This is a genomic window from Microbacterium sp. Y356 (genome assembly GCF_059445355.1).
Genome location: NZ_JCAIUE010000001.1, coordinates 249,523 through 272,939, shown reverse-complemented (window position 1 = coordinate 272,939; position 23,417 = coordinate 249,523). Strand labels below are relative to the sequence as shown.

17 protein-coding genes are annotated in these 23,417 nt (G+C 63.6%); 13 read left to right on the top strand and 4 right to left on the bottom strand.

What is annotated here, in order from left to right:
- Positions 1 to 27 precede the first annotated feature (27 nt).
- Positions 28 to 1,782 carry a proline--tRNA ligase gene (locus AC1C2Q_RS01410; protein ID WP_495448721.1) on the top strand — a complete coding sequence of 585 codons (1,755 nt, stop codon included), beginning with the start codon at positions 28 to 30 and terminating at the stop codon, positions 1,780 to 1,782.
- Position 1,783: 1 nt separating this feature from the next.
- Entirely contained in the window at positions 1,784 to 2,815 is a 1,032-nt protein-coding gene (locus AC1C2Q_RS01405; RefSeq protein WP_495429278.1) for an LOG family protein, read from the top strand.
- Between the two features lie 59 nt (positions 2,816 to 2,874).
- Here AC1C2Q_RS01405 and AC1C2Q_RS01400 read toward each other — a convergent pair whose 3' ends face one another.
- Positions 2,875 to 5,685, bottom strand: coding sequence for a LamG-like jellyroll fold domain-containing protein (locus AC1C2Q_RS01400; RefSeq protein ID WP_495448720.1), 2,811 nt, complete (start codon positions 5,683 to 5,685; stop codon positions 2,875 to 2,877).
- Between the two features lie 257 nt (positions 5,686 to 5,942).
- Between AC1C2Q_RS01400 and nusA the strand changes: the two genes are divergently transcribed.
- From nusA to AC1C2Q_RS01375, 5 genes are all read left to right on the top strand, one after another.
- On the top strand, positions 5,943 to 6,926 hold the full coding sequence (gene nusA / locus AC1C2Q_RS01395) for a transcription termination factor NusA (protein WP_495429276.1): 984 nt from the start codon (positions 5,943 to 5,945) through the stop codon (positions 6,924 to 6,926).
- Positions 6,927 to 6,967: 41 nt separating this feature from the next.
- On the top strand, positions 6,968 to 7,240 hold the full coding sequence (locus tag AC1C2Q_RS01390; protein ID WP_495448719.1) for a YlxR family protein: 273 nt from the start codon (positions 6,968 to 6,970) through the stop codon (positions 7,238 to 7,240).
- Between the two features lie 59 nt (positions 7,241 to 7,299).
- Positions 7,300 to 10,086, top strand: a complete 2,787-nt coding sequence (gene infB / locus AC1C2Q_RS01385) for a translation initiation factor IF-2 (RefSeq protein WP_495448718.1) — start codon at positions 7,300 to 7,302, stop codon at positions 10,084 to 10,086.
- Positions 10,087 to 10,146: 60 nt separating this feature from the next.
- Entirely contained in the window at positions 10,147 to 10,584 is a 438-nt protein-coding gene (gene rbfA, locus AC1C2Q_RS01380) for a 30S ribosome-binding factor RbfA (RefSeq protein ID WP_495429273.1), read from the top strand.
- 88 nt (positions 10,585 to 10,672) lie between these two features.
- The gene (locus AC1C2Q_RS01375) at positions 10,673 to 12,886 is read left to right on the top strand and encodes a helix-turn-helix transcriptional regulator (protein ID WP_495448717.1); all 2,214 of its coding nucleotides are present in this window, start codon (positions 10,673 to 10,675) and stop codon (positions 12,884 to 12,886) included.
- A gap of 16 nt (positions 12,887 to 12,902) precedes the next feature.
- Here the strand turns inward: AC1C2Q_RS01375 and AC1C2Q_RS01370 are convergent, their stop codons facing one another.
- Positions 12,903 to 13,802, bottom strand: coding sequence for an HhH-GPD family protein (locus AC1C2Q_RS01370; RefSeq protein WP_495448716.1), 900 nt, complete (start codon positions 13,800 to 13,802; stop codon positions 12,903 to 12,905).
- Positions 13,803 to 13,917: 115 nt separating this feature from the next.
- On the opposite strand from AC1C2Q_RS01370, the gene truB reads away from it, so the two are divergent.
- The 6 genes from truB (at position 13,918) to AC1C2Q_RS01340 (ending at position 20,163) form a co-directional block, all read left to right on the top strand.
- Positions 13,918 to 14,811 carry a tRNA pseudouridine(55) synthase TruB gene (gene truB, locus AC1C2Q_RS01365; protein WP_495448715.1) on the top strand — a complete coding sequence of 298 codons (894 nt, stop codon included), beginning with the start codon at positions 13,918 to 13,920 and terminating at the stop codon, positions 14,809 to 14,811.
- Positions 14,808 to 15,176: a hypothetical protein gene (locus tag AC1C2Q_RS01360; RefSeq protein WP_495448714.1), complete on the top strand. Its 369-nt coding sequence runs from the start codon at positions 14,808 to 14,810 to the stop codon at positions 15,174 to 15,176. Before truB ends, AC1C2Q_RS01360 begins: the two co-directional genes overlap by 4 nt.
- 45 nt (positions 15,177 to 15,221) lie before the next feature.
- Positions 15,222 to 15,641, top strand: a complete 420-nt coding sequence (locus AC1C2Q_RS01355) for a hypothetical protein (RefSeq protein WP_495448713.1) — start codon at positions 15,222 to 15,224, stop codon at positions 15,639 to 15,641.
- On the top strand, positions 15,638 to 16,594 hold the full coding sequence (locus AC1C2Q_RS01350) for a bifunctional riboflavin kinase/FAD synthetase (protein ID WP_495448712.1): 957 nt from the start codon (positions 15,638 to 15,640) through the stop codon (positions 16,592 to 16,594). The genes AC1C2Q_RS01355 and AC1C2Q_RS01350 overlap by 4 nt, the downstream gene beginning before the upstream one ends.
- A gap of 190 nt (positions 16,595 to 16,784) precedes the next feature.
- A complete protein-coding gene (locus AC1C2Q_RS01345; protein ID WP_495429266.1) occupies positions 16,785 to 18,920 on the top strand; it encodes a DEAD/DEAH box helicase in 2,136 nt (711 codons plus the stop codon).
- A gap of 214 nt (positions 18,921 to 19,134) precedes the next feature.
- Positions 19,135 to 20,163, top strand: coding sequence for a 6-phosphofructokinase (locus tag AC1C2Q_RS01340; protein ID WP_495429265.1), 1,029 nt, complete (start codon positions 19,135 to 19,137; stop codon positions 20,161 to 20,163).
- Between the two features lie 120 nt (positions 20,164 to 20,283).
- Here the strand turns inward: AC1C2Q_RS01340 and AC1C2Q_RS01335 are convergent, their stop codons facing one another.
- Both AC1C2Q_RS01335 and AC1C2Q_RS01330 read right to left on the bottom strand, forming a co-directional pair.
- Positions 20,284 to 20,862, bottom strand: coding sequence for an endonuclease domain-containing protein (locus AC1C2Q_RS01335; RefSeq protein WP_495448711.1), 579 nt, complete (start codon positions 20,860 to 20,862; stop codon positions 20,284 to 20,286).
- A gap of 449 nt (positions 20,863 to 21,311) precedes the next feature.
- Positions 21,312 to 23,405 carry a S9 family peptidase gene (locus AC1C2Q_RS01330; RefSeq protein ID WP_495448710.1) on the bottom strand — a complete coding sequence of 698 codons (2,094 nt, stop codon included), beginning with the start codon at positions 23,403 to 23,405 and terminating at the stop codon, positions 21,312 to 21,314.
- Positions 23,406 to 23,417 lie beyond the last annotated feature (12 nt).

The following is a 23,417-nucleotide window of genomic DNA, read 5'->3' as shown; positions in this document are numbered from 1 at the left end:
GTGACCTCGGGTCACTAGACTTGACCCGTGGTCACTCGTCTCTCGAAATTCTTCCTCCGTACGCTCCGTGAAGACCCCGCCGAGGCGGAGGTTACGGGTCACAAGTTGCTGATCCGCGCTGGATATATTCGGCGGGCAGCGCCCGGAGTCTTCACCTGGCTCCCGCTCGGGTTGAAGGTCAAGGCGCGCATCGAAGCGATCATCCGCGCCGAGATGGCGATTGCTGGTGCGCAGGAAGTTCATTTCCCGGCGCTCCTTCCGCGTGAGCCCTATGAGCAGTCTGGCCGCTGGGAGTCCTACGGAGAGGGCATCTTCCGCCTCCAGGACCGTAAGGGCGCGGACTACCTGCTCGCGCCGACGCACGAAGAGATGTTCACCCTGCTGGTGAAGGACCTGTACTCCTCCTACAAGGACCTCCCGCTGACGATCTATCAGATCCAGGACAAGTACCGTGATGAGGCTCGTCCGCGGGCAGGCCTGCTGCGTGGTCGCGAGTTCACCATGAAGGACGCATATTCCTTCGACGCCTCGGATGCGGGGCTCGAAGTCAGCTACCAGAGCCAGCGCGATGCCTACGAGCGCATCTTCCAGAGCCTCGGGCTTGAGTACGTGATCGTGAACGCCGACAACGGGCTGATGGGCGGCGCTCGCAGCGAGGAATTTCTGCACCCGACTCCCGTCGGTGAAGACACCTTCGTACGCAGCAACGGAGGCTATGCCGCGAACGTCGAAGCGTTCACCACCGCCGTTCCGGATGCAGTCCCCTTTGACGCGGATGCTGCCCCAGTCGTGTTCGATTCGCCGAACACGCCCACGATCGAGACGCTCGTCGCACACTCGAACGCCGTGCTTGGTGGTGACTACACGGCTGCCGACACCCTGAAGAATGTCGTGCTCGCACTCACACACGTCGACGGTTCACGCGAAATAGTCGTCGTCGGCATCCCCGGCGACCGCGAAGTCGACGAGAAGCGCGCCGAGGTTGCGTTCGCGCCCGCCGTAGTAGAGACGGCCACTGCAGACGACTTCGAAAAGAATCCGTTGCTGGTCAAGGGCTACATCGGTCCCTGGTCGCCCACGGGCGCCGTGCTCGGCGAGGAATCCGCCACCGGCATCCGATATCTAACGGACCCCCGCGTCAGCGAGGGGACGAGCTGGATCACCGGCGCGAACATCGACCAGAAGCACGCGCATTCCGTCATCGCAGGCCGTGACTTCTTCGCAGACGGAATGGTCGAGATCGCCAACGTGCGTGCCGGGGACCCGGCCCCGGACGGCTCTGGCCCTGTCGAGCTCGCCCGTGGCATGGAGATCGGTCACGTGTTCCAGCTCGGCCGCTTCTTTGCTGAGACCCTCGGACTCAAGGTTCTCAACGAGAACGGCAAGCTCGTCACAGTCACGATGGGTTCCTACGGCATCGGCGTCACCCGCATCCTTGCGATCATCGCCGAGCTCAACAATGACGACAAGGGCCTCATCTGGCCGGCATCCGTCGCGCCCTTCGACGTGCACGTTGTCGCTGCCGGCCGCGATCAGATCGCGTACGAGGTTGCCGAGCAGGCATCCGCGCAGCTCGAGGCCGCAGGTCTTGACGTGCTCTACGACGATCGTCCGAAGGTGTCGCCCGGCGTGAAGTTCGGCGATGCCGAGCTTGTCGGCGTCCCCCGCGTACTCGTCATCGGCCGCGGTGCAGCCGAAGGGCAGGTCGAGCTCTGGGACCGCCGCACGGGGGAACGCGACGCGCTCTCACTGGACGACGCCATCGAACGACTCAGCCGCTGATATGACCGCCCCGCAGCCCGACGAGCTCACCGCCGCAGTCGACAAGATCATGGCCGAGTCCGCGATCACCACCAACCGCGCGCTAATCCGCCGAATGCTGAGTACCAGCATCCTGCTCGGCCAAGAAAACACCGACCGACTCGATCTGAAGATCGCATCGGCGGCGCTCGTCGAGATGCGTGATGCGTTCCGGTTGTTCCGCCCTTATGCAGATGTGCCGAAGGTGACCGTCTTCGGCTCTGCCCGCACCAGGCAGGACGACCCGCTCTACGTGCAGGCGCGGTCGGTCGCATCGGTACTCGCCGAACGCGGCTGGATGGTTGTCACTGGCGCGGGCCCTGGCATCATGCAAGCAGCAGCCGAAGGCGCGGGGGAGCAGATGGCGCTCGGCGTCTCGATCAAGCTGCCATTCGAAGAGAAGCCGAATGCCGTGATTGCGGACGACACGCACTCGGTGGAGATGAAGTACTTCTTCACCCGCAAACTCATGCTCGTCAAGGAGTCCACCGGCTTCATCTGCCTCCCTGGCGGCTTCGGCACAATGGACGAGATGTTCGAGCTGCTGACTCTCCAGCAGACCGGCAAGGCCGAGCCCATGCCGATCGTGCTGCTGGATGAGCCCGGAGGCACGTTCTGGAAGGGCCTGGAGCGCTTCATCTCGGAGAGTCTGATTCCGGCAGGAGTCATCTCCGCCGATGATTTCGACCGTGTGCTCGTCACCGACTCCGCAGAAGCCGCGGTCGCCGAGATCACCGAATTTTGGCGCAACTACGACTCACTGCGATGGATAGACGACGTGCTCGTACTGCGTCTGAAGCACACACCAACCAGCGCTGAGGTCGAGAGCCTCAACGCCGAGTTCGCACCGCTGTTGGCTGAGGGGCGCATCGAATCCACCGACGCGCTTCCCATCGAGATCGTGGACAAGGACCGTGTCGATCTGCCGCGGCTGCGGCTGCGTCTGCGTCAGCGAGAGGTCGGCGGCCTCTACCGGCTCATCGACGCGATCAACGCGCTCGGTTCCGCGCGCTGAAACGAACAGCACAAGACCGGCGCCGCAGTCGCGACGCCGGTCTTGTGCTGTTCATCAGATCAGCTGCGTGCGCGGCGCCGGGATCGGAACGCCATTAGCCCACCTCCAGCGAGAAGTGCACTCGCCAACGCCAGCAGCGACAGCCAGACGGATTGCTGCAGCCCGGTGGCGGGCAGCGAGCCTTCCGCTTCGCCGTCCGAGCCTGTGCCCGGATCCGAGCCTGGCCCAGTTCCGGGCTGTTCCTGGACGGGCTGCTCGTTGCTTGGCTGTTCCTCGCTTGGCTGTTCCTCGCCTGGCTGCTCGTTGCCTGGCTGTTCCTCGCCTGGCTGCGCGTCGCTTGGCTGTTCCTCGCTTGGCTGTTCCTCGCCTGGCTGCTCGTTGCCTGGTTGCTCTTCGCCTGGCTGCTCGTTGCCTGGTTGCTCTTCGCCTGGCTGCTCGTTGCCTGGCTGTTCCTCGCCTGGCTGCTCCTCGCTTGGCTGTTCCTCGCCTGGCTGCTCGTTGCCTGGCTGTTCCTCGCCTGGCTCTTCCTCAACGGGCGGTTCCGGTTCGACTGGTGCTGCGGCGATCTCGAAGGAAAACGAGACCGAACCGCTCATGCGCGCGCCGAGCGCCTGGGCGACTCGGGCGTCGTGCGTTCCGGCGGTCAGGTCCGAGAGAGTGAACGTCCACGTGCCATCCGCGCCCACTGTTGTAACAGGCGAAGATGGTGGTTCAGCCGCAGCGGATACGGTGCGGGCAATCGCGGTCGATGTCGAGACGTGGACGTCGGCGCCAGGGAACCCTGTTCCACTGAGCTCCAAAGAATCGGTGCCGGCCGGCAGGATGCCGGTGGGGAGTGAAGCGATCCCCAACCCGCTCAGGTCAGCGCGCTGCGTCAGCCACTCATCTGGCGTTGTCGCCCGATCGATGATGCGGGTCTCGCCGATGCATCCGTGCCAGCCGTTGCGCGCGGCGTCATCGACCCAATCAGAGCCGAGGATCCAAGGCATCCCTTCATTCCAGGTCATCCCGACTGTGTCTACGGCGTTGCGCAGTACGGGTGCGCCGTCGACGTACATGGTCGTGGACTTTAACTCAGGGTCATTCACGATCGCGACGTGCGACCAGCTGTCGGTCATGATCTCGCCCGACCAGTTGACACGGTCGCCCTTTGCCGCATTCTCGGAGAGGCTGGAGTACTGAAACTCGCGCAGATTCGAGATGCCGAGCGCCGTCGGCGAGGCGGTGTAGTCCCAGGGGCTCTGTGGCATGTCGGTCTGGGACCGATTGCCGGTGCGCACGAGCGCCTTGGACCATCCATTCTGTGAGGCGTCCCAGTCGACGTCCATTTTCACGAAGGTCTCGAGGGTGTATCCGTCGCTGAGGTCGGCGTCGTTGATCGCGGCATCCGCTGCGGTGGTCAGGTAGTTGTACCGCGCACCGGAGGAATTTGCGAAGCAGACTGCTGCGCCATCGGATGAGAACCCGTGCACGTCTGTGCTTTCTATGGTCACGTCCGACCATTCGGCGCCGACGGCGTTGGTCTCGGATGGGTCAACCCGCCGCAGGTCGTTGTCGCCCGCAATGTCGGGAACGACTGTGTCAGCGTCGACGATGCCGTCGAGTCCGTTGAAGCGCCAGTGCGCGACCGTGCCGGGAACCTCGGAAAAGTCGAGCTCGTTGCCAGGATGCGCCGTGTTGATGGGGTCCGGGCCTTCGAAACCGTCCAGAAGAATATCGCGGGCACGCTGCGTCAATGAGGGCTCATCGGGCGTGATTCCTACACCGAAATCGGGGCTGAATCCGGCGAACCGCTCCGCGAAGTCGATGTCGATGCTGTACTGCTGCTGCGCACCTTCGAGAAACGGCTGGTCGTAACTGGTCAGCGTCTCCCGCGGCTTGGCGACGACCCACGGCGAAGCCGTCTGCGCGTTGATCTGGCCGTTGGTCAGATCGAATTCGAGCAAGCCGAGGTATCCGTTGCCGCCTTCGAACGCCATCTGGTAGTCGATGAGCACCTCATGGACCTCGTTGCCGAAGTTGTTGACCTTGGCCAGTCGAGTGGCGCCGTGGAAGTGCCCATTGAAGGTGAGGAAGATCTGGTCGTTGTCAGCGATGAGCTTGTCCCACAGCATCAGGCCGTACTCCGTCTCGCGGGGACTCTCGCCATCGGCGTCGATGTTGAGCACCTCGTGGCTGGTGAGGATCACCGGCAGAGTCGGATGCTCCGCCATCACCGAGTCCGCCCATGCCAGCGTTGTGTCAGAGACGCGCCAAGGGAGGGTGAGGACCATGAACTGCTGTCCTTCCGCCTCGAAGATGTGGTAGCGACTCAACCCAGTGGGGTCGCTACCCCGGTATGAAGGATCGGACGCGGCGCGGTCGGTTCCGAACCATTTCAGAAACGGCTCAGCGGACAGGTCGTAGTCGGTATCGACGAGAGAAGAGCTGCTGTTGAGCACGTCATGATTGCCGGTGAGGATCGAGTAGGGCTGTCCGGCATCGTCAAGGTTCTGCATCGCGCGGTCCGCGGCCTGCCATTCTGCGTCCACAGTCGCGCGGTCGACGACGTCGCCGACGTGGGCTGTGAATGGGATGTGGAGCGTATCTGCGTTGTCTGCGATCCACTGTGTCTGCGTGCTGAACGGATCCGTGCCGTATCGAGGCTGGAACTGATCCGCTGAGTACCGCGAATAGAACTGCGTATCGGGTAGGACGGCGAATGTGAAACGTGACGCCAGGTCGGCGCCATCTTCGACCGACGACTGTGCCGAGGCAGGTAGGGCTGAGGTGACGAGCAGGCTTGTGGCGAGGCCGACTGTAAGAGCGCCGGCTGTACATCGAGCCAGTAGCCGGGCGCGACGCGTGGAACGAGAATGGGGGGATCGCAAAAGGTAATCCTTCGGATGGGGGGATGAGAAAAGACGGCGATCGGTCTCTACAGGTCCGTGATCGCCTAGGTGACCCGGCCACCATCGCGTGCTGAGGTTGCCGACTGGTGGCCATCGAGTCGACATTGGGTGCACATCGGCGGCCAACGAGATGTGCGTGTCCTGCCGCACACGGACGCCAGCGCTGAAGAGCGGGTATCGTAGTACGGTGCCGCGCGTGCAGGATGCTGCGGCGAGAGCTGAATATGGAGGCCGTTATGGACATCGAACTGGGGCTGCTGCGCGGTATCGAAAAGGAAAAGGCAATTCCTTTCAACGAACTAGTCGCGATCATTGAGCAGGCCGTTCTCACGGCTTACGGAAAGCACGTGTCTGAAGACGGTGCCATCCCCGCTGGCGTTCGCGTCGAGCTCGACCGCAAGTCGGGACACGTTTCCATTCTTCAGCCGGTCACCGACGAAGAGGGCGCCATCATCGGCGAAGAAGATGCCACACCGGACGACTTCGGCCGCATCGCTGCCTTCGCAGCCAAGCAGGTCATCAGTCAGCGACTCCGCGACATCGCCGATGACGTTGTGCTCGGTGATTTCAAGGACAAGGAAGGCGACATCGTCGCCGGCGTGATCCAGCAGGGCCCGAACCCGCGCATGATCCACGTCGATCTCGGCAGCGTCGAGGCAATTCTTCCTCCTGAGGAGCAGGTGCCTGGCGAAGACTACGCACACGGCTCCCGCCTGCGTGTATACGTCACCGCTGTTTCCAAGGGGCTCAAGGGCCCGCAGATCACCGTGTCCCGCACTCACCCTGGCCTCGTGCGAAAGCTCTTTGCTTTAGAGGTGCCCGAGATCGCGGCCGGTTTGGTCGAGATTGTCGCACTCGCCCGTGAAGCAGGTCACCGCACGAAGATCGCGGTGAAGGCCAACGATCCGTCGATCAATGCCAAGGGCGCCTGCATCGGTGAGCTCGGTCGTCGCGTGCGCGCCGTCACCGAGGAACTCGCAGGGGAGAAGATCGACATCGTCGATTACGACGAGGATCTTTCGACATTCGTGGCTCATGCGCTTTCGCCCGCGAAGGTCACGAGCGCCTTCGTACTGGATGCGAACACCAAGGCAGTGCGTGCGCTGGTGCCGGACTACCAGTTGTCGCTCGCGATCGGTAAGGAAGGTCAGAACGCCCGACTTGCAGCCAAACTGACCGGTGCGAAGATCGACATTCAGCCCGACAGCATCCTCGACTGACCGGAAGGTCGCGGAGTTGTCACCCGGCGGCACGGTGTAAGATGGATCCAGTACGAACATGCGTTGGTTGTCGCGTGCGTGCTTCCCGCTCCGCTCTACTCAGAGTGGTGGCTCAGGGCGACGTTCTCATCATTGATGAGAGTGCCGTGCTGCCAGGGAGGGGCGCGTGGCTGCATCCGACGCAGGAATGCATGACAGCTGCACTGCGGCGTCGTGCTTTCGCACGAGCACTCCGTGTGTCCACATCTCTGGATACGCAGACCATCGAGAAACGGCTAAATGGCTATGGAATCAAAGTGAACGGCTCGAAATGAGACCCGTCCGCAACTAGTGGTCTGCCCTGTCTGGGTAGACCAACCCAGACAGGAGAATTGTGGCTGCCAAACCACGCGTACACGAGATTGCCGCCGAACTCGGCGTCGACAGCAAGTTCGCACTTGCAAAGCTGAAGGAAATCGGCGAATTCGTCAAGAGCCCTTCATCAACCATCGAGCCTCCAGTGGCTCGCAAGCTTCGCGCGGCCATCGAGGCCGACAGCGCTGCCAAGCCCAAGGCTGAAGTCAAGCCGTCGGCTGACAAGCCCGCAGCTGACAAGTCGGCGGCGGACAAGCCCGCAACGGCCAAGCCTGCAGGGGCCAAGCCTGGCCCCAAAGCGCCGACTCCCGGACCCAAGCCGGGTCCGAAGCCGGCTCCGGAGCCTGCACCGGCGGCACCTGCCCCCGAGGCAGCCCCCGCTGCTCCCGCAGCTACTCCCACCGAGCCTTCTGCAGAGAAGCCCGCTGAGTCTGCTGCACCGTCTGCCGAAAAGGGCGCTCCGACGCCCGGCGCACCGCGCCCCGGCAACAACCCCTTCTCCTCCTCGCAGGGCATGGGCCAGCGCCCAGCGGGTCCGCGTCCGGGTAACAACCCGTTCGCATCCGCTCAGGGCATGGGCCAGCGTCCGACGCCCGGTAACATTCCTCGCCCGCAGGCGCCGCGACCCGGCGCACCTCGTCCTGGCGCTCCGCGACCGGGCGCACCTCGTCCCGGCGCTCCGCGCGGCGGTCAGGGTGGTCGCCCCGGTGGTGCACCGTTCCAGCAGCGTCCAGGCGGCCCCGGCCGTCCCGGCGGTGCCGGTCCCGGTGCCGGTGGTGCACCCGGTGCACGCCCAGGTGGCGGCTTCGCAGGTCGCCCCGGTGGCGGCGGTGGCCGCGGTCGTGGACCTGGCGGTGGCACCGCAGGTGCCTTCGGTAAGGGTGGCGGCAAGTCCAAGCAGCGCAAGTCGCGTAGGGCGAAGCGGCAGGAATTTGAAATGCGGTCGGCTCCGATCGTTGGTGGCGTCAATGTCACCCGCGGTAACGGAGAGATCATCCGGATGCGTCGCGGCGCGTCGATCGCCGACTTCGCGGACAAGATCGAGACGCTGACCGGCTACACAGTGCAGCCGGGCACCCTGGTCACGATTCTCTTCAACCTCGGTGAGATGGCCACGGCCACCGAGTCGCTGGATGAAGCGACCTTCGAGGTTCTCGGTGTCGAGCTGGGTTACAAAATCCAGATGGTTTCGCCAGAGGATGAGGACAAGGAGCTCCTCGAGGGCTTCGGTCTTGACCTCGATCGCGAACTGGGCGAGGAAAGCGACGACGATCTTGAGATTCGTCCGCCGGTCGTCACCGTCATGGGTCACGTCGACCACGGTAAGACGCGCCTCCTCGACGCGATCCGCAAGACCAACGTCATCGACGGTGAAGCCGGAGGCATCACCCAGCACATCGGTGCCTACCAGGTCTGGACCGAGCACGAGGGCAACGAGCGCGCCATCACCTTCATCGACACACCGGGTCACGAGGCGTTCACCGCCATGCGTGCCCGTGGTGCACAGGTCACCGACCTTGCGATCCTGGTCGTCGCAGCCGATGACGGCATCATGCCGCAGACGGTTGAGGCGTTGAACCACGCGCAGGCGGCCGGCGTTCCGATCGTCGTCGCAGTGAACAAGGTCGACAAGCCCGATGCCAACCCGGCCAAGGTTCGTCAGCAGCTCACCGAATACGGTCTCGTCGCAGAAGAGTATGGCGGAGACGTCATGTTCATCGATGTCTCGGCACGTGCGAACACCGGCATCCAGGAGCTTTTGGATGCTGTGCTGCTCGTAGCGGACGCGGGTCTCGACTTGACCGCCAACCCGAACAAGGCTGCCCGTGGTGTCGCCATCGAGGCGAAGCTCGACAAGGGCCGCGGTTCGATCGCGACGGTGCTCATTCAGTCCGGAACGCTGCGCATCGGCGACTCGATCGTGGCCGGCACGGCTTACGGCCGCGTCCGCGCCATGCTCGATGAGAACGGCGATGCTGTCGAAGAGGCATACCCGTCTCGTCCGGTGCAGGTGCAGGGTCTGAACTCTGTGCCGCGCGCCGGCGACGTCTTCATCGTCACCGAGGAAGACCGCATGGCCCGCCAGATCGCTGAGAAGCGTGAAGCCGTACAGCGCAATGCTCTGCTGGCCAAGGCCCGCAAGCGCATCTCGCTCGAAGACTTCACCCGTGCTCTCGAAGAGGGCAAGGTCGAGACGCTCAACCTCATCATCAAGGGTGACGTCTCCGGTGCCGTTGAGGCACTGGAAGAGTCGCTGCTCAAGATCGAGGTCGACGACTCCGTGCAGCTGCGCATCATTCACCGCGGCGTCGGTGCGATCACCGAGTCGGATGTGAACCTGGCCACGATCGACAACGCGATCATCGTCGGATTCAACGTCCGCCCTGACGCCAAGGCCCGTGAGGCTTCGGCACGTGAGGGTGTGGATGTCCGGTTCTACTCGGTCATCTACGCGGCGATCGACGAGATCGAGGGCTCCCTCAAGGGCATGCTCAAGCCGGAGTTCGAAGAGGTCAAGTCTGGTGTGGCCGAGATCCGCGAGGTGTTCCGCTCCTCGAAGATCGGCAACATCGCGGGTGTCATCGTCCGCTCGGGCACGATCACGCGAAACGCCAAGGCTCGTGTTATCCGCGATGGTGTCGTCGTCGCAGATGGCCTGGCCATCGAGTCGCTGCGCCGCTTCAAGGATGACGTCACCGAGGTCCGCACGGACTTCGAGGCCGGCATCGGACTCGGCAAGTTCAACGACATCCAGGTCGGCGACGAGATCGAGACCACAGAGTTGATCGAGAAGCCTCGCGGCTGATCTGATCGATCTATGAGGGGCGCCCGCGGGCGCCCCTCATTCGTCACAGAGGAGAAGGAAATGGCTGGAGAACGACAGGCTCGTCTGGCAGACCGCATTCGTGTCATCCTTGCGGAGCGACTCGACAAAGGTCTGCGGGATCCGCGACTCGGCTTCGTCACGATCACGGACGTCCGCGTCACGGGTGATCTGCAGAACGCGTCGGTGTTCTATACGGTGCTCGGTACCGAGGAGGAGCGCATCTCCAGTGGCGCTGCGCTCGCTTCTGCGACCGGGCTGCTGCGCAGTGAGGTCGGGCGACACCTGAACACTCGCCTGGTGCCTACGCTCGAGTTCATCCTGGATGCTCTCCCGGACAACGCGAGCAACATCACGGCGTTGCTGCATCAAGCGCAACAGCGCGATGCCGAAGTGGCCAAGCTCGCCGTCGGTGCAGAACACGCGGGTGAAGCTGATCCCTACGCGCACGCTGATGACGAAGATGACGACACAAAGTAGTCGAATTCTCGCTGTCTGATAATCTAATTCCCATTGTCGGCAAGGCTGGCACTGATGTGATCACGGGTGCTCAGAGGGGAGCTGGCTTGTGTCGACTGCGGGGCAGGACACGATACGCCTGCGACCAACCGCCGTCGATGAACGCGAGCTTGTCGCCGAACTCACAGCCAGCCTGCTCGAGCGCGGAATCGCCACCGCACCGCATGTCGTGGCGAAGCTCGGCCGGCGGCTGAACGGCGACGTACAGACGGTGTGCGAGGTCGCGGCGGCGCTGACGTCCGCGCAGCGCAGTGGACACCGGATGCTTCCGCGACCACTCCCACTCGTTCCGTCGATCTCGTTGCGGTTCGATTCGGTTCTGCTGACCCCGGAAGAGTTCTTCGTACTTCTGCTCGCAGCGCTGTGCACTGACGACCACCTCGACCTGTTGCTTGCCGCATCCGAGCGAAGCGCAGAAGACGTCATGACGGGTGAACTCGGTGCACATCTGAGCGTTGCGCGCGGACGCTTCGCATTCCTCGATACGCGGATGCCGGTGTGGCTACGTCATACGGCCACGGCCTCAGACAGCGGTAGGGCGCACGGCCGACTGGCGACGGCGCGACTCGCACGAGGGGAGCAGATCCCTGCACAGTGGCACAGAGCGCGCGGTGCGGTTGAGCGCACACCCCAGCTTGTCCCTGATCTGATCGCGTGCGCGCGGGACCTCTCCGAGAGTGGGCATCCGGACTGGGCATTCGTCGTCGCTACGGAAGCAGCCGACCACGCCACCGATGAGCATCGTGATGAGGCGAGGCTGGTCGCCGGCGCCGCGGCGGTCGGAGCGGGGTGCATCGAGGATGCCGCCGACTGGCTGGGCAGTCTGTTCCCTAGCGGCGCGCCAGCGCATCGAGTGCACGCCCTGGCGAGCCTGCTGATCGCCGAAACGGGTCTTCACGGCGTTGTTCCGGTTCTTGACCCGACTGAGCACCGCCCGCGTGTGTCAGACATTGCGCACTGGCGCGCCTGGGCGCGCACGGCCGGCATTGCGGCCGTGCTGTGCGCGGAGCGAGGCACCATCTCTGCGATGCGGTCGTGGCTCAGCCAGCTTCGTGAAGCAGATCTGCGAGCGGGCGCGAACGGTACGATCCGAGACGCGGCCGTCACGCTGTGTTGGACGCTCACCGGAGAATCGGAGAACCCGGGCTCGCCGTCGGATGGCCCATTCTCAGGCGGAATGATCAGTGCTCTACGTGCAGCACTGGACGGCGATATCGACCGAGGGCTACAACTGCTCGGCAGGGCACAGACGGGTCTGGTCCGCGAGGTCGATCCGTTGATTACCGGTTTCGAGCACAGCCCCGTCATCGACGCATACCTTGCCGTGACGGAGGTGCTGCTGCACTTCTGGCGTGGCGATGTGGCGACTGCTAGAGATCGGCTGTTCGCCGCTTCAGTGGACCTGCCCGTCGGGCTTCCATTCGCTGGACTCGGTGCGACACTTGCGCAGCGTCTTGATATCGCCGTGCTCGGCACGGCGGGGCCGATCGCTCAGTCGCTTGTGCAGACGTTGCCGGGAGGAAATCGTATCGATCGACTCATCGATACTGGACTCGAGGCGTATCTCGCAGGCAACACGGAGAGCGCTGCGATGGCGACGACTCTGTGGCATGACCGTGGCGCACCGCAGCATCCCATCGCGGTTCCTGGCCTTGACGAGATCGGTCCTGTGATGATTGCGCGTGCGTATGCGGAACCGTGTGAGTTGGGCGAAGCCAGGGTATTGCGCCGACGCATCCGTTTGTTACCAGAGGCAAGCTGGCGGCGCGAGTGCGCTGACATCGCCGACGCCGCGCGGCAGCTACAATCGCCATTTGCTCGCGCACGGGTCGAAGCGATGCTCGGCTCAGCAAACATCATCAGAGGGGATACGCGTGCCGGTCGGCGCTTTCTCCGCGCAGCGCGGAGTCTGTTCGAAGACGCCGGAGCTATTGCGTGGCGTGACGCCGTCGAAGAGCGATTAGGGCGATTGAACACGCAGATCGAGGCGAATGCCCAGATCGCCACGGTACCCATTGCCATCATTCACGACGTCGACCCGCTCGAAGCCAGTCGGATGGTCTGGGCGCCGTTACTCACCGAGAGAGAACTCGAGGTGGCTATGCGGGTCGTCGAAGGATCCTCGAATCGTGAGATCGCTGACGAACTCGATGTCTCAGTACGCACGATCGAGGTGCACACAGGTCGTATCTTCGCCAAGCTCGGAGTGCGTAAGCGCGTCGAGCTCACGGTGCTCGCGCATCGCACGGGACGGCACGTCTGAACCTGCGCTGCCGTAGTCAGCGAGGCAGCCGCAGCATCCCCTCGACCGCCTCGACGAGACCGTCCACGATCAGCGAGTCGATCGCACGGTCTCGCTGTGCAGGATCCGCCCAGTCGTGAATAACGGCATCGAAGGGGACCGTGCTGTCGTCCGCTGCGCGTAGCGCCTTGAGTACGGCTCCGCGCGCCTGTCGATCCGATCCTTCGTATCGTGCCTGGCGACGCCGGTCGTCCCCAGTGTCCGGGCGTCCGGATGCCACCCACAGGCACTGCGCGACAATCGGACACTGCTCGCACTTCGGCGCACGGGCGGTGCACACCGTGGCCCCGAGCTCCATCATCGCGGCGTTGAAAACCGCGGATTCGGATTCGGGCGTTGGGAGCACTGCATCCATCACTGTGAGGTCGCGGCGTGCAGCCGGTCCAGGCTGAGACTTGCCGTCGAGCACACGGGCCAGCACCCGCCGAGTATTGGTGTCGACGACGGGGTGTCGATCGCCAAAGGAGAAGACCGCCACTGCTCGTGCGGTGTAGTCACCGATTCCTGACAGAGCGAGAAGTGCATCGACATCGCGCGGCACCTGTCCGCCGTGGCGTTCGGTGATCTCGATCGCGGAGCGGTGCAGCCAGACCGCGCGCCGCGGATACCCCAGATTTGCCCACTGCTGTACGACCTGGGCCGGTGTGGCCTGCGCCATCGCGGGCGGCGTCGGCCAGCGCTCTAGCCACGCTTCGAGATGGGGGATCACCCTGGTCACCGGAGTCTGCTGCAGCATGAACTCGCTGACGAGTGTTCCCCAGGCGCCGAAACGATCATGGAACTCAGACCGTCGCCATGGCAGATCCCGTGCGTTGGAGCCGTACCAATCTGCAAGCACCGGGGCCAGCTGCAGCGGAGATGTCGAGGTCGTGCGCACCCCGTTAGCTTATGCGGAGTATGTTATGGGGCACTCACGCGGCCCAAACAGTCTCGGATGAGATCTTCGGCCGACCTGGCCAGGAGGCTCGAGCAACTCTCGGTAGGCTTGAGGGATGGTCTCGCCAGGCATACTTCTCGTTGACAAGCCCGGTGGGCTGACCAGTCACGACGTCGTCGCTCGAACCCGCAAAGCGTTCGGGACGCGCAAGGTCGGGCACGCAGGCACGCTCGACCCGATGGCCACGGGTCTGTTGGTGATCGGGATCGAAGGCGCGACTCGATTGCTCACCTATGTCGTCGGTGCCGACAAGACCTACTTCGCGACGATCAGACTCGGACAGGCGACCTCGACGGATGACGCCGAGGGAGATGTCACAGAGACAGCGGATGCCGCATCCGTGAGTGCAGTGACCGACACGCAGATCGCCGACGGTATCGCGGCGCTCACCGGTGCTATCTCGCAGGTTCCCAGTGCAGTCTCGGCGATCAAGGTCGACGGGCGGCGCGCCTATGACCGAGTGCGCGCCGGCGAGCATGTCGAACTCAAGGCGCGCGAGGTCACTGTCTCACGGTTCGAGGTTCTGGAGCAGCGCGGCAACGACGGCATCCTCGATCTTGACGTCGTCGTCGACTGCTCATCCGGCACCTACATCCGCGCTCTCGCCCGTGATCTGGGGGCGGCACTCGGAGTCGGTGGACACCTCACCGCCCTGCGCCGCACGCGGATCGGCCCGTTCGACGTCGCGGAGGCCGTCGATCTGGAAGGCCTCGCCGGTGCAATGACATTGACGCCCGCCGCAGCCGCAGCGCAGATTCTGCAGCCGCTGGAAGTTTCCGCCGACGAAGCACGCGATCTCGGGCACGGGAAGCGTCTTGCTGATCAGGCATCCAGGCTCGACGGTGCGCTTGCCGCCGCGATCGATCCGGCTGGGGCGCTCGTGGGAATCGTAGAGAAGCGAGGGCGCGACCTGAAAAGCGCCATGAACATGCCGAGGGAAGCATCATGATCCTGTGGTTCACGATCATTCAGATCATCGTGGCTGTCGCTGTGGGCCTGTTCTGCGTGATTGCGGGACTTGTCGGCCGCCGCCCGAGCGACTTCACCGTCGGGGCCCTCGCGTTGGTCGAGGTGCTGCTGATCGTTCAGGTCGTCGTTGCGATCGTCGCACCATTGACCGGCAACCCTCCTGCCGGCGATCTCCTTGAATTCTGGGTCTATCTCGTCTCTGCCGTTCTCATTCCGGTCGGCGGTACGATCTGGGCGCTGCTGGATCGTACTCGCTGGAGCACGGTGATCCTGGGCGTGGCAGCGTTCGCGATCGCGATCATGGTGTGGCGTATGGACGTCATCTGGACGGTTCAGGTCGTGTAGCTGCGGCGCTGGGCTGCGCCGCGCGCGATTAGGATGGAGGATGCTATGAGCATCACCGAAACTCGCACTCGGATGACCGGCATCGGCCGTGTCCTCGTCATCGTCTATGCCGTGATGGCACTTGCTGCCACTGGACGAAGCTTCGTTCAGATCGTCCGCAAGTTCGATGAGGCACCGCTGGCGTATTCGCTTTCGACCCTCGCCGCGGTCGTCTACATCGTTGCGACGCTCGGGCTCATGTTCGCCGGCCGCCGAGGTTGGTACACGGTCGCGTGGATCGCGATCATCTTCGAGCTCATCGGCGTGCTCGTCGTAGGAACGCTGAGCCTTGCACTGCCGGAACTTTTCCAACATGATTCCGTCTGGTCGATGTTCGGGCGCGGGTACCTGTTCATTCCGCTGATTCTTCCGCTGTTCGGGATCTGGTGGCTGCGCACCCACAAGCCTGTCGAGGCGAGCGCATGATCGTCTTCCGTAGCCCCGGCGAAGTGCCGGACGACTTCGGCCCCGCAGCCGTCGCCATCGGCAAGTTCGACGGCGTGCACGCGGGGCATCGGGCAGTCATCGAAAGGCTGAAGGCTGATGCTGCGGAGTCCGGCGCGCGCGCTGTCGCCGTAACTTTCGATCGCAACCCGCTCGCTCTGCTGCGTCCTGAGCTGTGCCCGGAGAACGTGGTGACCACAGAGCGCAAGCTTGAGCTGCTCGGTGAACTCGGACTCGATGCCACACTGGTGCTCACGTTCGATCGGGAGCTCGCATCGCGTGATGCGGAAGATTTCGTGGCGGACATCCTGGTGGGCGCATTGCATGTGTCGACTGTGCTGGTAGGCAGTGATTTCCGGTTCGGGCATCGTGGAGCGGGAACACCGGATCTGCTTCGCCTACTCGGTCCGAAGTACGGCTTCACGGTCGATGTGGTCGAAGACGTCCATCTCGAAAACTCTGAGCGACGAGTCTCCTCCAGCTGGATTCGCGAGTTGCTCGCCGAGGGCGACGTCAAGGCAGCGGGAGAAGTTCTCGAACGTCCGGTCGATGTCCGAGGCGTTGTGGTGCACGGGCTCAAGCGCGGACGGGAACTCGGCTTCCCTACGGCGAACCTCTCCGAGACCGTCGATGCGCTCGTTCCGGCCGACGGTGTCTACGCAGGCTGGCTGGTCGACCACGACACCGGCGTTCGTCATCCCGCTGCCGTGTCGGTCGGTACGAATCCGACCTTCGATGACGTGCTGATCCGACAGGTCGAGGCTCATGTGCTCGACGAGGATGCCCTCGACCTGTACGGCCATGACGTCACAGTTGAATTCACGGAGCGGCTGCGCGGCATGGTCGCCTTCAATGGCATTGATGCGCTGAAGGACCAGATGGCGGCCGACGTCGTGGCTGCACGGGCACTGCTAACAGGTGAAGTGCGAGCCTGAATGCCGCGATTCGGCGTTTTCTCGCGGGTATGACCTAAACTAGTATCAGATCTTCTTCTGGTGCGCGCCTCAACGGTGCCCCGATGAAGACCAGACAGCGTTCGCACGGTCCTGGCTCACGCCACACGCGGACTATTCGTACGGCACGAACCGCCTCTCATGGTGATTCGATTTCACGCTCAGGAGGAGCATGCCGACTACGGCAACCGCCGCAACACGGCGCAAGAAGACATCCCGTCGCGACGACGAGGCCCCGCTGATCCCGATCCTCGCACGCAAGGTGCGCGAGATCGAGGCGAAGGCCCAGCGTGGCAAGCTCGGTCCCACCAATCGCGTCAAGTTCCAGGTGATCGCGTTCCTGGTGCGCGAAGAGCGTGCCAGGGTGAAGGCGGATGCCACGTTCACCGCGGCCGCACGTGCCGAGTTGCTCAAGCGGCTTGACGGAGTTGCGACGATTCTCGCGAAGACCGCCGCACGCGATACCTCGCTCATTCAGCTGCTCGAGGCAGACCAGGCCACCAGCCCCGTCGCCAAGCGGATGCGCCGTGATTGGCTGCTGGAATCCGGCGCTGAACTCGCCCCGGAAGAGCTCATCATCACCGATGTGGCCCCCGTGCAGGCGCCAGTGGTGCCCGCCGCACTCGCAGAGCGACAGGTGACTCCGGCCGCTGTCGAATCGCGACAGCTCGCCAACCCGTTCCTCGCTCCAGACCTCACGCCGCGAACGACGACGACACCTCGTCGCCGTTTGGATGGCTGGGAACTCATGGGTCCGCTGTACAAGGCGTTCGAGACCGGAGCCGGTGGATCAGCGGCATCCATGGATCTCCCGCCGGTACCGGAGTATGACCACATCTCGCCCAAGGGCCTCGAGGTTATGGTGCATCAGTCGCGCTTCCTTGAAGCTGTGCGCGGCGGACACCGCAGCTTCCTGCTCGCAGATGAGCCAGGCCTTGGCAAGACAGCTCAGTCCGTGCTCGCCGCATCCATCGTGGACGCGTACCCGTTGCTCGTCGTGGTTCCGAACGTCGTCAAGATGAACTGGGCGCGCGAAGTCGAGCGCTGGACGCCGCAGCGGCGCGCCACAGTTATCCAGGGTGATGGAACGGACATCGACGCGTTCGCCGACGTGTTCATCGTGAACTATGAGATTCTCGACCGCCACCTGTCATGGCTCAGCTCGATCGGACTGAAGGGCATGGTTGTCGATGAGGCGCACTTCATCAAGAATCTCTCTTCGCAGCGTTCGCAGAACGTGCTGGCGCTGGCATCCCGCGTGCGGGAACACACGCGCGATCCGCTGATGTTGGCACTCACCGGCACGCCGCTGATCAACGATGTCGAAGACTTCGATGCAATCTGGCGCTTCCTGGGCTGGACCACTGGTGACAAACCAGGGCCCGAACTGATGGAGAAGCTGGATGCGACCGGGCACACGCCGGCAGACAAGGCGTTCTATCCCGAGGCCCGCGATGCTGTGATCTCTATGGGAATCGTCCGGCGCAAGAAGAAAGACGTCGCCGCCGACCTGCCAGACAAACTTATCGCCGACCTGCCTGTGCAGCTCGATGACGAATTCGGTCGGGGCATCCGCCAGGCCGAACGCGAGTTGGGGGAGCGGCTGGCCGCCAAGTATCGCCGCATCATCGAGGCCCGCGGCGACCGCGGTCTTGCGCCAGGGGAGATCGACGAAGATATCGTCCGTCTCGTGGCGCACAACGAGCTGGAAGAGTCGAAGGCAGCAGGCACCGGTGGAGACAATGTCTTCACGATGGTGCGCAAGATCGGCCAGGCCAAGGCCCAGCTCGCCGCGGACTACGCCGCGCAGCTGCAGCGGTCGGTGGGCAAGGTCGTCTTCTTCGCCAAACACATCGATGTCATGGATCAGGCGGAGGCTCACTTCGCGGCATCCGGCATCCGATACGTCTCGATCCGTGGTGACCAGACGACACCCGCTCGGCAGCAGGCCATCGACGACTTCAACGACGATGAAAGTGTCGGCATCGCGGTGTGTTCGCTCACTGCTGCCGGCGTCGGCCTCAACCTGCAGGCGGCGTCAAACGTCGTACTCGCAGAGTTGAGCTGGACTGCAGCCGAGCAGACTCAGGCGATCGACCGCGTGCACCGCATCGGCCAGGATGAGCCGGTCACTGCCTGGCGCATCATCGCTGCGCACACGATCGATACGAAGATCGCTGAGCTCATCGACCAGAAGCAGGGGCTTGCCGCTCGCGCTCTGGATGGCGAGGCATTCGATGAGACCCCGAGTGAATCTGTACAGGTGGCAGCGCTCATGCATCTGCTGCGTCAAGCCCTCGGCGCGTGACACAGTGGCGCTGAGTGGCGTAAAAACCGTACTTCTTGCGCAATGATTTGAGATTTTTCGCATGTTTTCTAGAAGATCTGCGATCGGAGCCGAATCGTTGCGCAAGATCGACGGTTCTCATCGCTTGCCGAATGGCGCGGTGCGCTGATGCCCACTAGGGTCGAGAGCAGGCAACGTCGCCCGTCCCACTCCCGAAACCTCTGAAGGCATCAGCATGAAGATCGGTATTCTCACCAGCGGCGGCGACTGCCCCGGGCTCAATGCGGTCATCCGCGGCATCGTGCTGAAGGGCACCACCGCGTACGACCTTGAATTCGTCGGCATCCGCGACGGGTGGCGTGGCATCGTCGAGGGCGACTTTATGCCCCTCACCCGCCACGAAGTGAAGGGCCTCTCCAAGGTCGGCGGCACGATCCTTGGAACCAGCCGTACCAACCCGTATGAGGGCGATCGCGGCGGCGCCGAGAACATCGCCAAGACGCTCTTCGGCCACAAGATCGACGGCATCGTCGCGATCGGCGGCGAAGGGACGTTGGCCGCGGCCGACCGGCTCGCTAAAGACGGCCTGAACGTACTCGGCGTGCCGAAGACGATCGACAACGACCTGCGCGCGACTGACTACTCCTTTGGGTTCGACACCGCGGTGAACATTGCCACGGATGCAATGGATCGACTGCGCACCACCGGTGACTCGCACCAGCGCTGCATGGTCGCCGAGGTCATGGGCCGCCACGTGGGCTGGATCGCTCTGCATGCGGGAATGGCTGCCGGCGCGCACGTCATCTGCATCCCTGAGGTTCCGATGTCGATCGAGGAGATCACCGAGCTCGTCGCCAGCGCTCATGACCGTGGTCGTGCACCTCTCGTCGTGGTCTCTGAGGGCTTCAAGATCAAGGGCATGGACGAGGCCTTCAGCGACAAGGGCCTGGATGCCTTCAACCGTCCGCGTCTCGGTGGCATCGGCGATCTGCTCGCACCCGAGATCGAGCGCATCACTGGCATCGAGACACGTGCGACAATTCTTGGCCACATCCAGCGTGGAGGCTCGCCGTCGGGCTTCGACCGCGTTCTTGCGACACGACTCGGACTGCATGCGGCTGACGCCATCGTCGAAGGCGCGTGGGGCCAGATGGTTGCGTTGAAGGGCACCGACATCGTGCGGGTGCCGTTCGAAGAGGCGCTGGGCGAGCTCAACACGGTGCCGCGCTACCGCTACGACGAGGCTGCCGCACTGTTTGGGTGATTGCCCTTGCGTGGGTTGCATCGCGCGCCCGCAGCGCCGAAATCAGGACATCCGCCCCAGATCAGGAGAAATTGGCAGATCCCTCCTGATCCGGGGACTTTGTCCTGATTTCGGATGCCGTTAGGCAGCCAGGTGCAGTCCCTGAGCCATCGCAGTGCGGACGGATTCCAGTACAAACTCTGGCTGGAACAGCACCTGCTGGTAGTCGAAGCGAAGCACGGTGAAGCCGAGCAGTCGGAGCCTGACGTCCGCGGCGATATCGCGGCGGCGGTCGGCCGCATCGCTGTGGAAAGCGAACCCATCAAGTTGGACGATCAAACGGTCGCCTACCAACGCGTCGACCGGGTGGCCGTCGATCCACACTTGCTGGCGCACGCTCACGTCGATCGTGCGCATCAGCTCCAAGAAATGCGTTTCCAGCCCCGAATCGGACAAAGCGGATGCCAGCGCCGCCAGTCCGTTTGCCGCGTCGCTGTGCCATGCAACGCCCTTCAGAATGTCATTACTGATCAGCTTCTTGTTGAGCGCCGACTCCCAGATTGCCAGCGCATTCGCCCGCGGCTGACAGCGCGCGACGTGAAACAGCACGTTGATCAACGGATCGAGTACGGCGCGATGCTCATATGGCGCCGGGCCGTTGGACCAGTGCACATGGATGCCGGCGCTGTCGAAACGTGCCGCAGTGGGGGACACCGCCACGTGGACTTCATCATGGGCTGGGACCCAAAGTTCGAGTGCCTGGGCAGCGCTGATGCAGGTCAGACGACCTCCGACGCGAGCCGCGGCGAGGCGCGCTGGATCGCATTCACGAAGAACCAGCCACGATCGTCGTACGCGCAGCATCCGCCCGCTTCTCACTAAAGCGGCGACCGCGTGTTTGCTGAACCCGGCGGCGTAGATCTGGGAACTGTGCGCGACGCCGTCATGCGATCGCATCCATTCTTCGAGGAACATGCGTCCACACTGCAGCCTCAGCCATGCGGTGCGGAGGGCTGAACCCACGAACCGGGGATAAGTACCGCCCTGCGGTGATTGTGCAGAATAGGATGCCGCGGCCCAGATCAGGACATCTGCCTCAGATCAGGAGGGAGCTGCAGAATCCTCCTGACCTGGGGACTTCGTCCTGATTTCGGACGGCGAAGCGCGCCTCAGACGAGCCCCAGGGTGTCGAGCATCCACGCGAGCTCGAACGCCCGCTCCTTCCAGGAGTTGTATCGGCCGCTGACGCCGCCGTGGCCCGCGACCATCTCGCACTTCAAAAGCACGTCGGATGCCCCTGCCTCGCGCAGTCGCGCGACCCACTTCGCCGGTTCGACGTACAACACGCGGGTGTCATTCAGCGATGTCACGGCGAGGATGCGCGGGTAGGCGACGCCGTCCTGGACGTTCTCGTACGGCGTATACGACTTCATGTACTCGTACACATCGGCGTTGTGCAGCGGGTCGCCCCACTCGTCCCACTCGATCACCGTGAGTGGCAGCGACGGATCGAGAATCGAAGTCAGCGGGTCAACGAAGGGGACGGATGCCAGGATGCCGGCGAAGCGGGTGGGCGCGAGGTTCGCGACCGCACCCATCAGCAGGCCACCTGCGCTGCCGCCCTCGGCGACCATCTGCTCAGGACTTGTCACGCCGGTGCTGATGAGGTGCTCCGCGCATGCGACGAAGTCGGTGAACGTATTGCGCTTGTTCAGCATCTTCCCGTCTTCGTACCACTTGCGGCCCATCTCCCCGCCGCCGCGCACGTGTGCGACAGCGAAGATGACGCCGCGGTCGAGCTCCGAAAGTCGCGCTACCGAGAAACCAGGGTCGATGGAGTGCTCGTACGATCCGTAGCCGTACAGGTGCACGGGGCGCGGCTCTGAGCCTGGCTCACCGAACGAGCGCTTCCAGACCATCGAGATCGGCACCTGAGTGCCATCTGGGGCAGTCGCCCAGGCGCGGGCCTGGTCGTAATCGGCCGGGTCATAACCGCCGAGGACCGGCTGCTGCTTGCGCAGCACCAGTTCGCGCGTTGCGAGATCCAGGTCATACACGGTGCCCGGCGTCACGAACGAGGTGTAACCGAGCCGCAGGAACGGTGAGTGCCACTCGGGATTTCCGCCCACTCCTGCCGAGTACAGCGGCTCGTCGAAGGAGAGCTCCTCGACGGCATCCGTCGCATAGTCGAGCAGGCCGACCTGCTCCAGGCCGTCGCGGCGATATTCCACTGTCGCGAAATCGCGGAATGCCTCCATGCCGAGCAGGCGTCGTCCTGGCTCATGTGCGACCACGATGTGCCGCGCGCCCCGCGGATCGGATGCCGCCACGGAGACGAGCTCGAAGTCCAAGGCATCCTGATTGTGCAGGATGTAGATACGGTCTTCGCCATCAACGATCGCATGCTCGATCGAGTACTCGACACCCTCGGTGCGCGGCCATAGCAACTGCGGCTCAGCGGTGATCTCGCCTTGCAGATCGACCAGATACTCCTCGCTGGTGATGCTCGATCCGACGCCGATTACCAGATATCGCCGACTGTGGCTGATGCCAGCGCCGAGCCAGAAACGCTCATCCGGCTCGTGGAACAGCTTCACGTCTTCCTCGACCGGTGTGCCCAGCCGGTGGAGCCACAGCGTATCGGGGCGCCAGGAGTCATCCAACGTGGTGTAGACGATGCCGGAGCCATCCGGGGTGAAGAAGGCGCCACCGGTGTTGGGAATCTCGTCGGCGAGCAGACTGCCCTCGGTGAGATCACGCACGTGGACCGTATACCGCTCATCGCCATCGAAATCGGTCGACCAGAGCAGCTTTGTCGCATCATCTGAGACGCTGAAAGACCCGAGCGAGAAGAATTCGTGACCTTCTGCTTCGACATTGCTGTCCAGCAAGACCTCCTCGCCTGCCACTGGCACACCTGGGGCGAGTACCGGGGGAGTCCAGTCGCCTGCGACCGCGGCGGCGCGGCACTGGATGCCGTACTGCGAACCTTCCTCAGTACGTCCGTAATACCACCAGTCACCCTTGCGAGTCGGCACAGACAGATCTGTCTCCTGTACGCGGCCCTTGATCTCTTGGAACAGCGTCTCGCGGAGCTGCTCGAGATGCGCAGTCTGAGCCTCGGTGTACCCATTCTCCGCTTCGAGATGCGCGATGACCTCGGTTGAGTCCTTATCGCGCAACCATTCATATGGATCGTTGAAGGTGTCGGCGTGATGTGTGCGGATGTGGGTGCGGCGAGCGGCGATGGGAGCATTGGTCACCGTTCAACGGTA

Excerpts from the sequence above, each read along its gene's own strand:
- AC1C2Q_RS01405 (WP_495429278.1), top strand. The coding sequence starts at position 1,784 with ATGACCGCCCCGCAGCCCGACGAGCTCACCGCCGCAGTCGACAAGATC.
- nusA (WP_495429276.1), top strand. The coding sequence starts at position 5,943 with ATGGACATCGAACTGGGGCTGCTGCGCGGTATCGAAAAGGAAAAGGCA.
- AC1C2Q_RS01390 (WP_495448719.1), top strand. The coding sequence starts at position 6,968 with ATGGATCCAGTACGAACATGCGTTGGTTGTCGCGTGCGTGCTTCCCGC.
- rbfA (WP_495429273.1), top strand. The coding sequence starts at position 10,147 with ATGGCTGGAGAACGACAGGCTCGTCTGGCAGACCGCATTCGTGTCATC.
- truB (WP_495448715.1), top strand. The coding sequence starts at position 13,918 with ATGGTCTCGCCAGGCATACTTCTCGTTGACAAGCCCGGTGGGCTGACC.
- AC1C2Q_RS01360 (WP_495448714.1), top strand. The coding sequence starts at position 14,808 with ATGATCCTGTGGTTCACGATCATTCAGATCATCGTGGCTGTCGCTGTG.
- AC1C2Q_RS01355 (WP_495448713.1), top strand. The coding sequence starts at position 15,222 with ATGAGCATCACCGAAACTCGCACTCGGATGACCGGCATCGGCCGTGTC.
- AC1C2Q_RS01350 (WP_495448712.1), top strand. The coding sequence starts at position 15,638 with ATGATCGTCTTCCGTAGCCCCGGCGAAGTGCCGGACGACTTCGGCCCC.
- AC1C2Q_RS01345 (WP_495429266.1), top strand. The coding sequence starts at position 16,785 with ATGCCGACTACGGCAACCGCCGCAACACGGCGCAAGAAGACATCCCGT.
- AC1C2Q_RS01340 (WP_495429265.1), top strand. The coding sequence starts at position 19,135 with ATGAAGATCGGTATTCTCACCAGCGGCGGCGACTGCCCCGGGCTCAAT.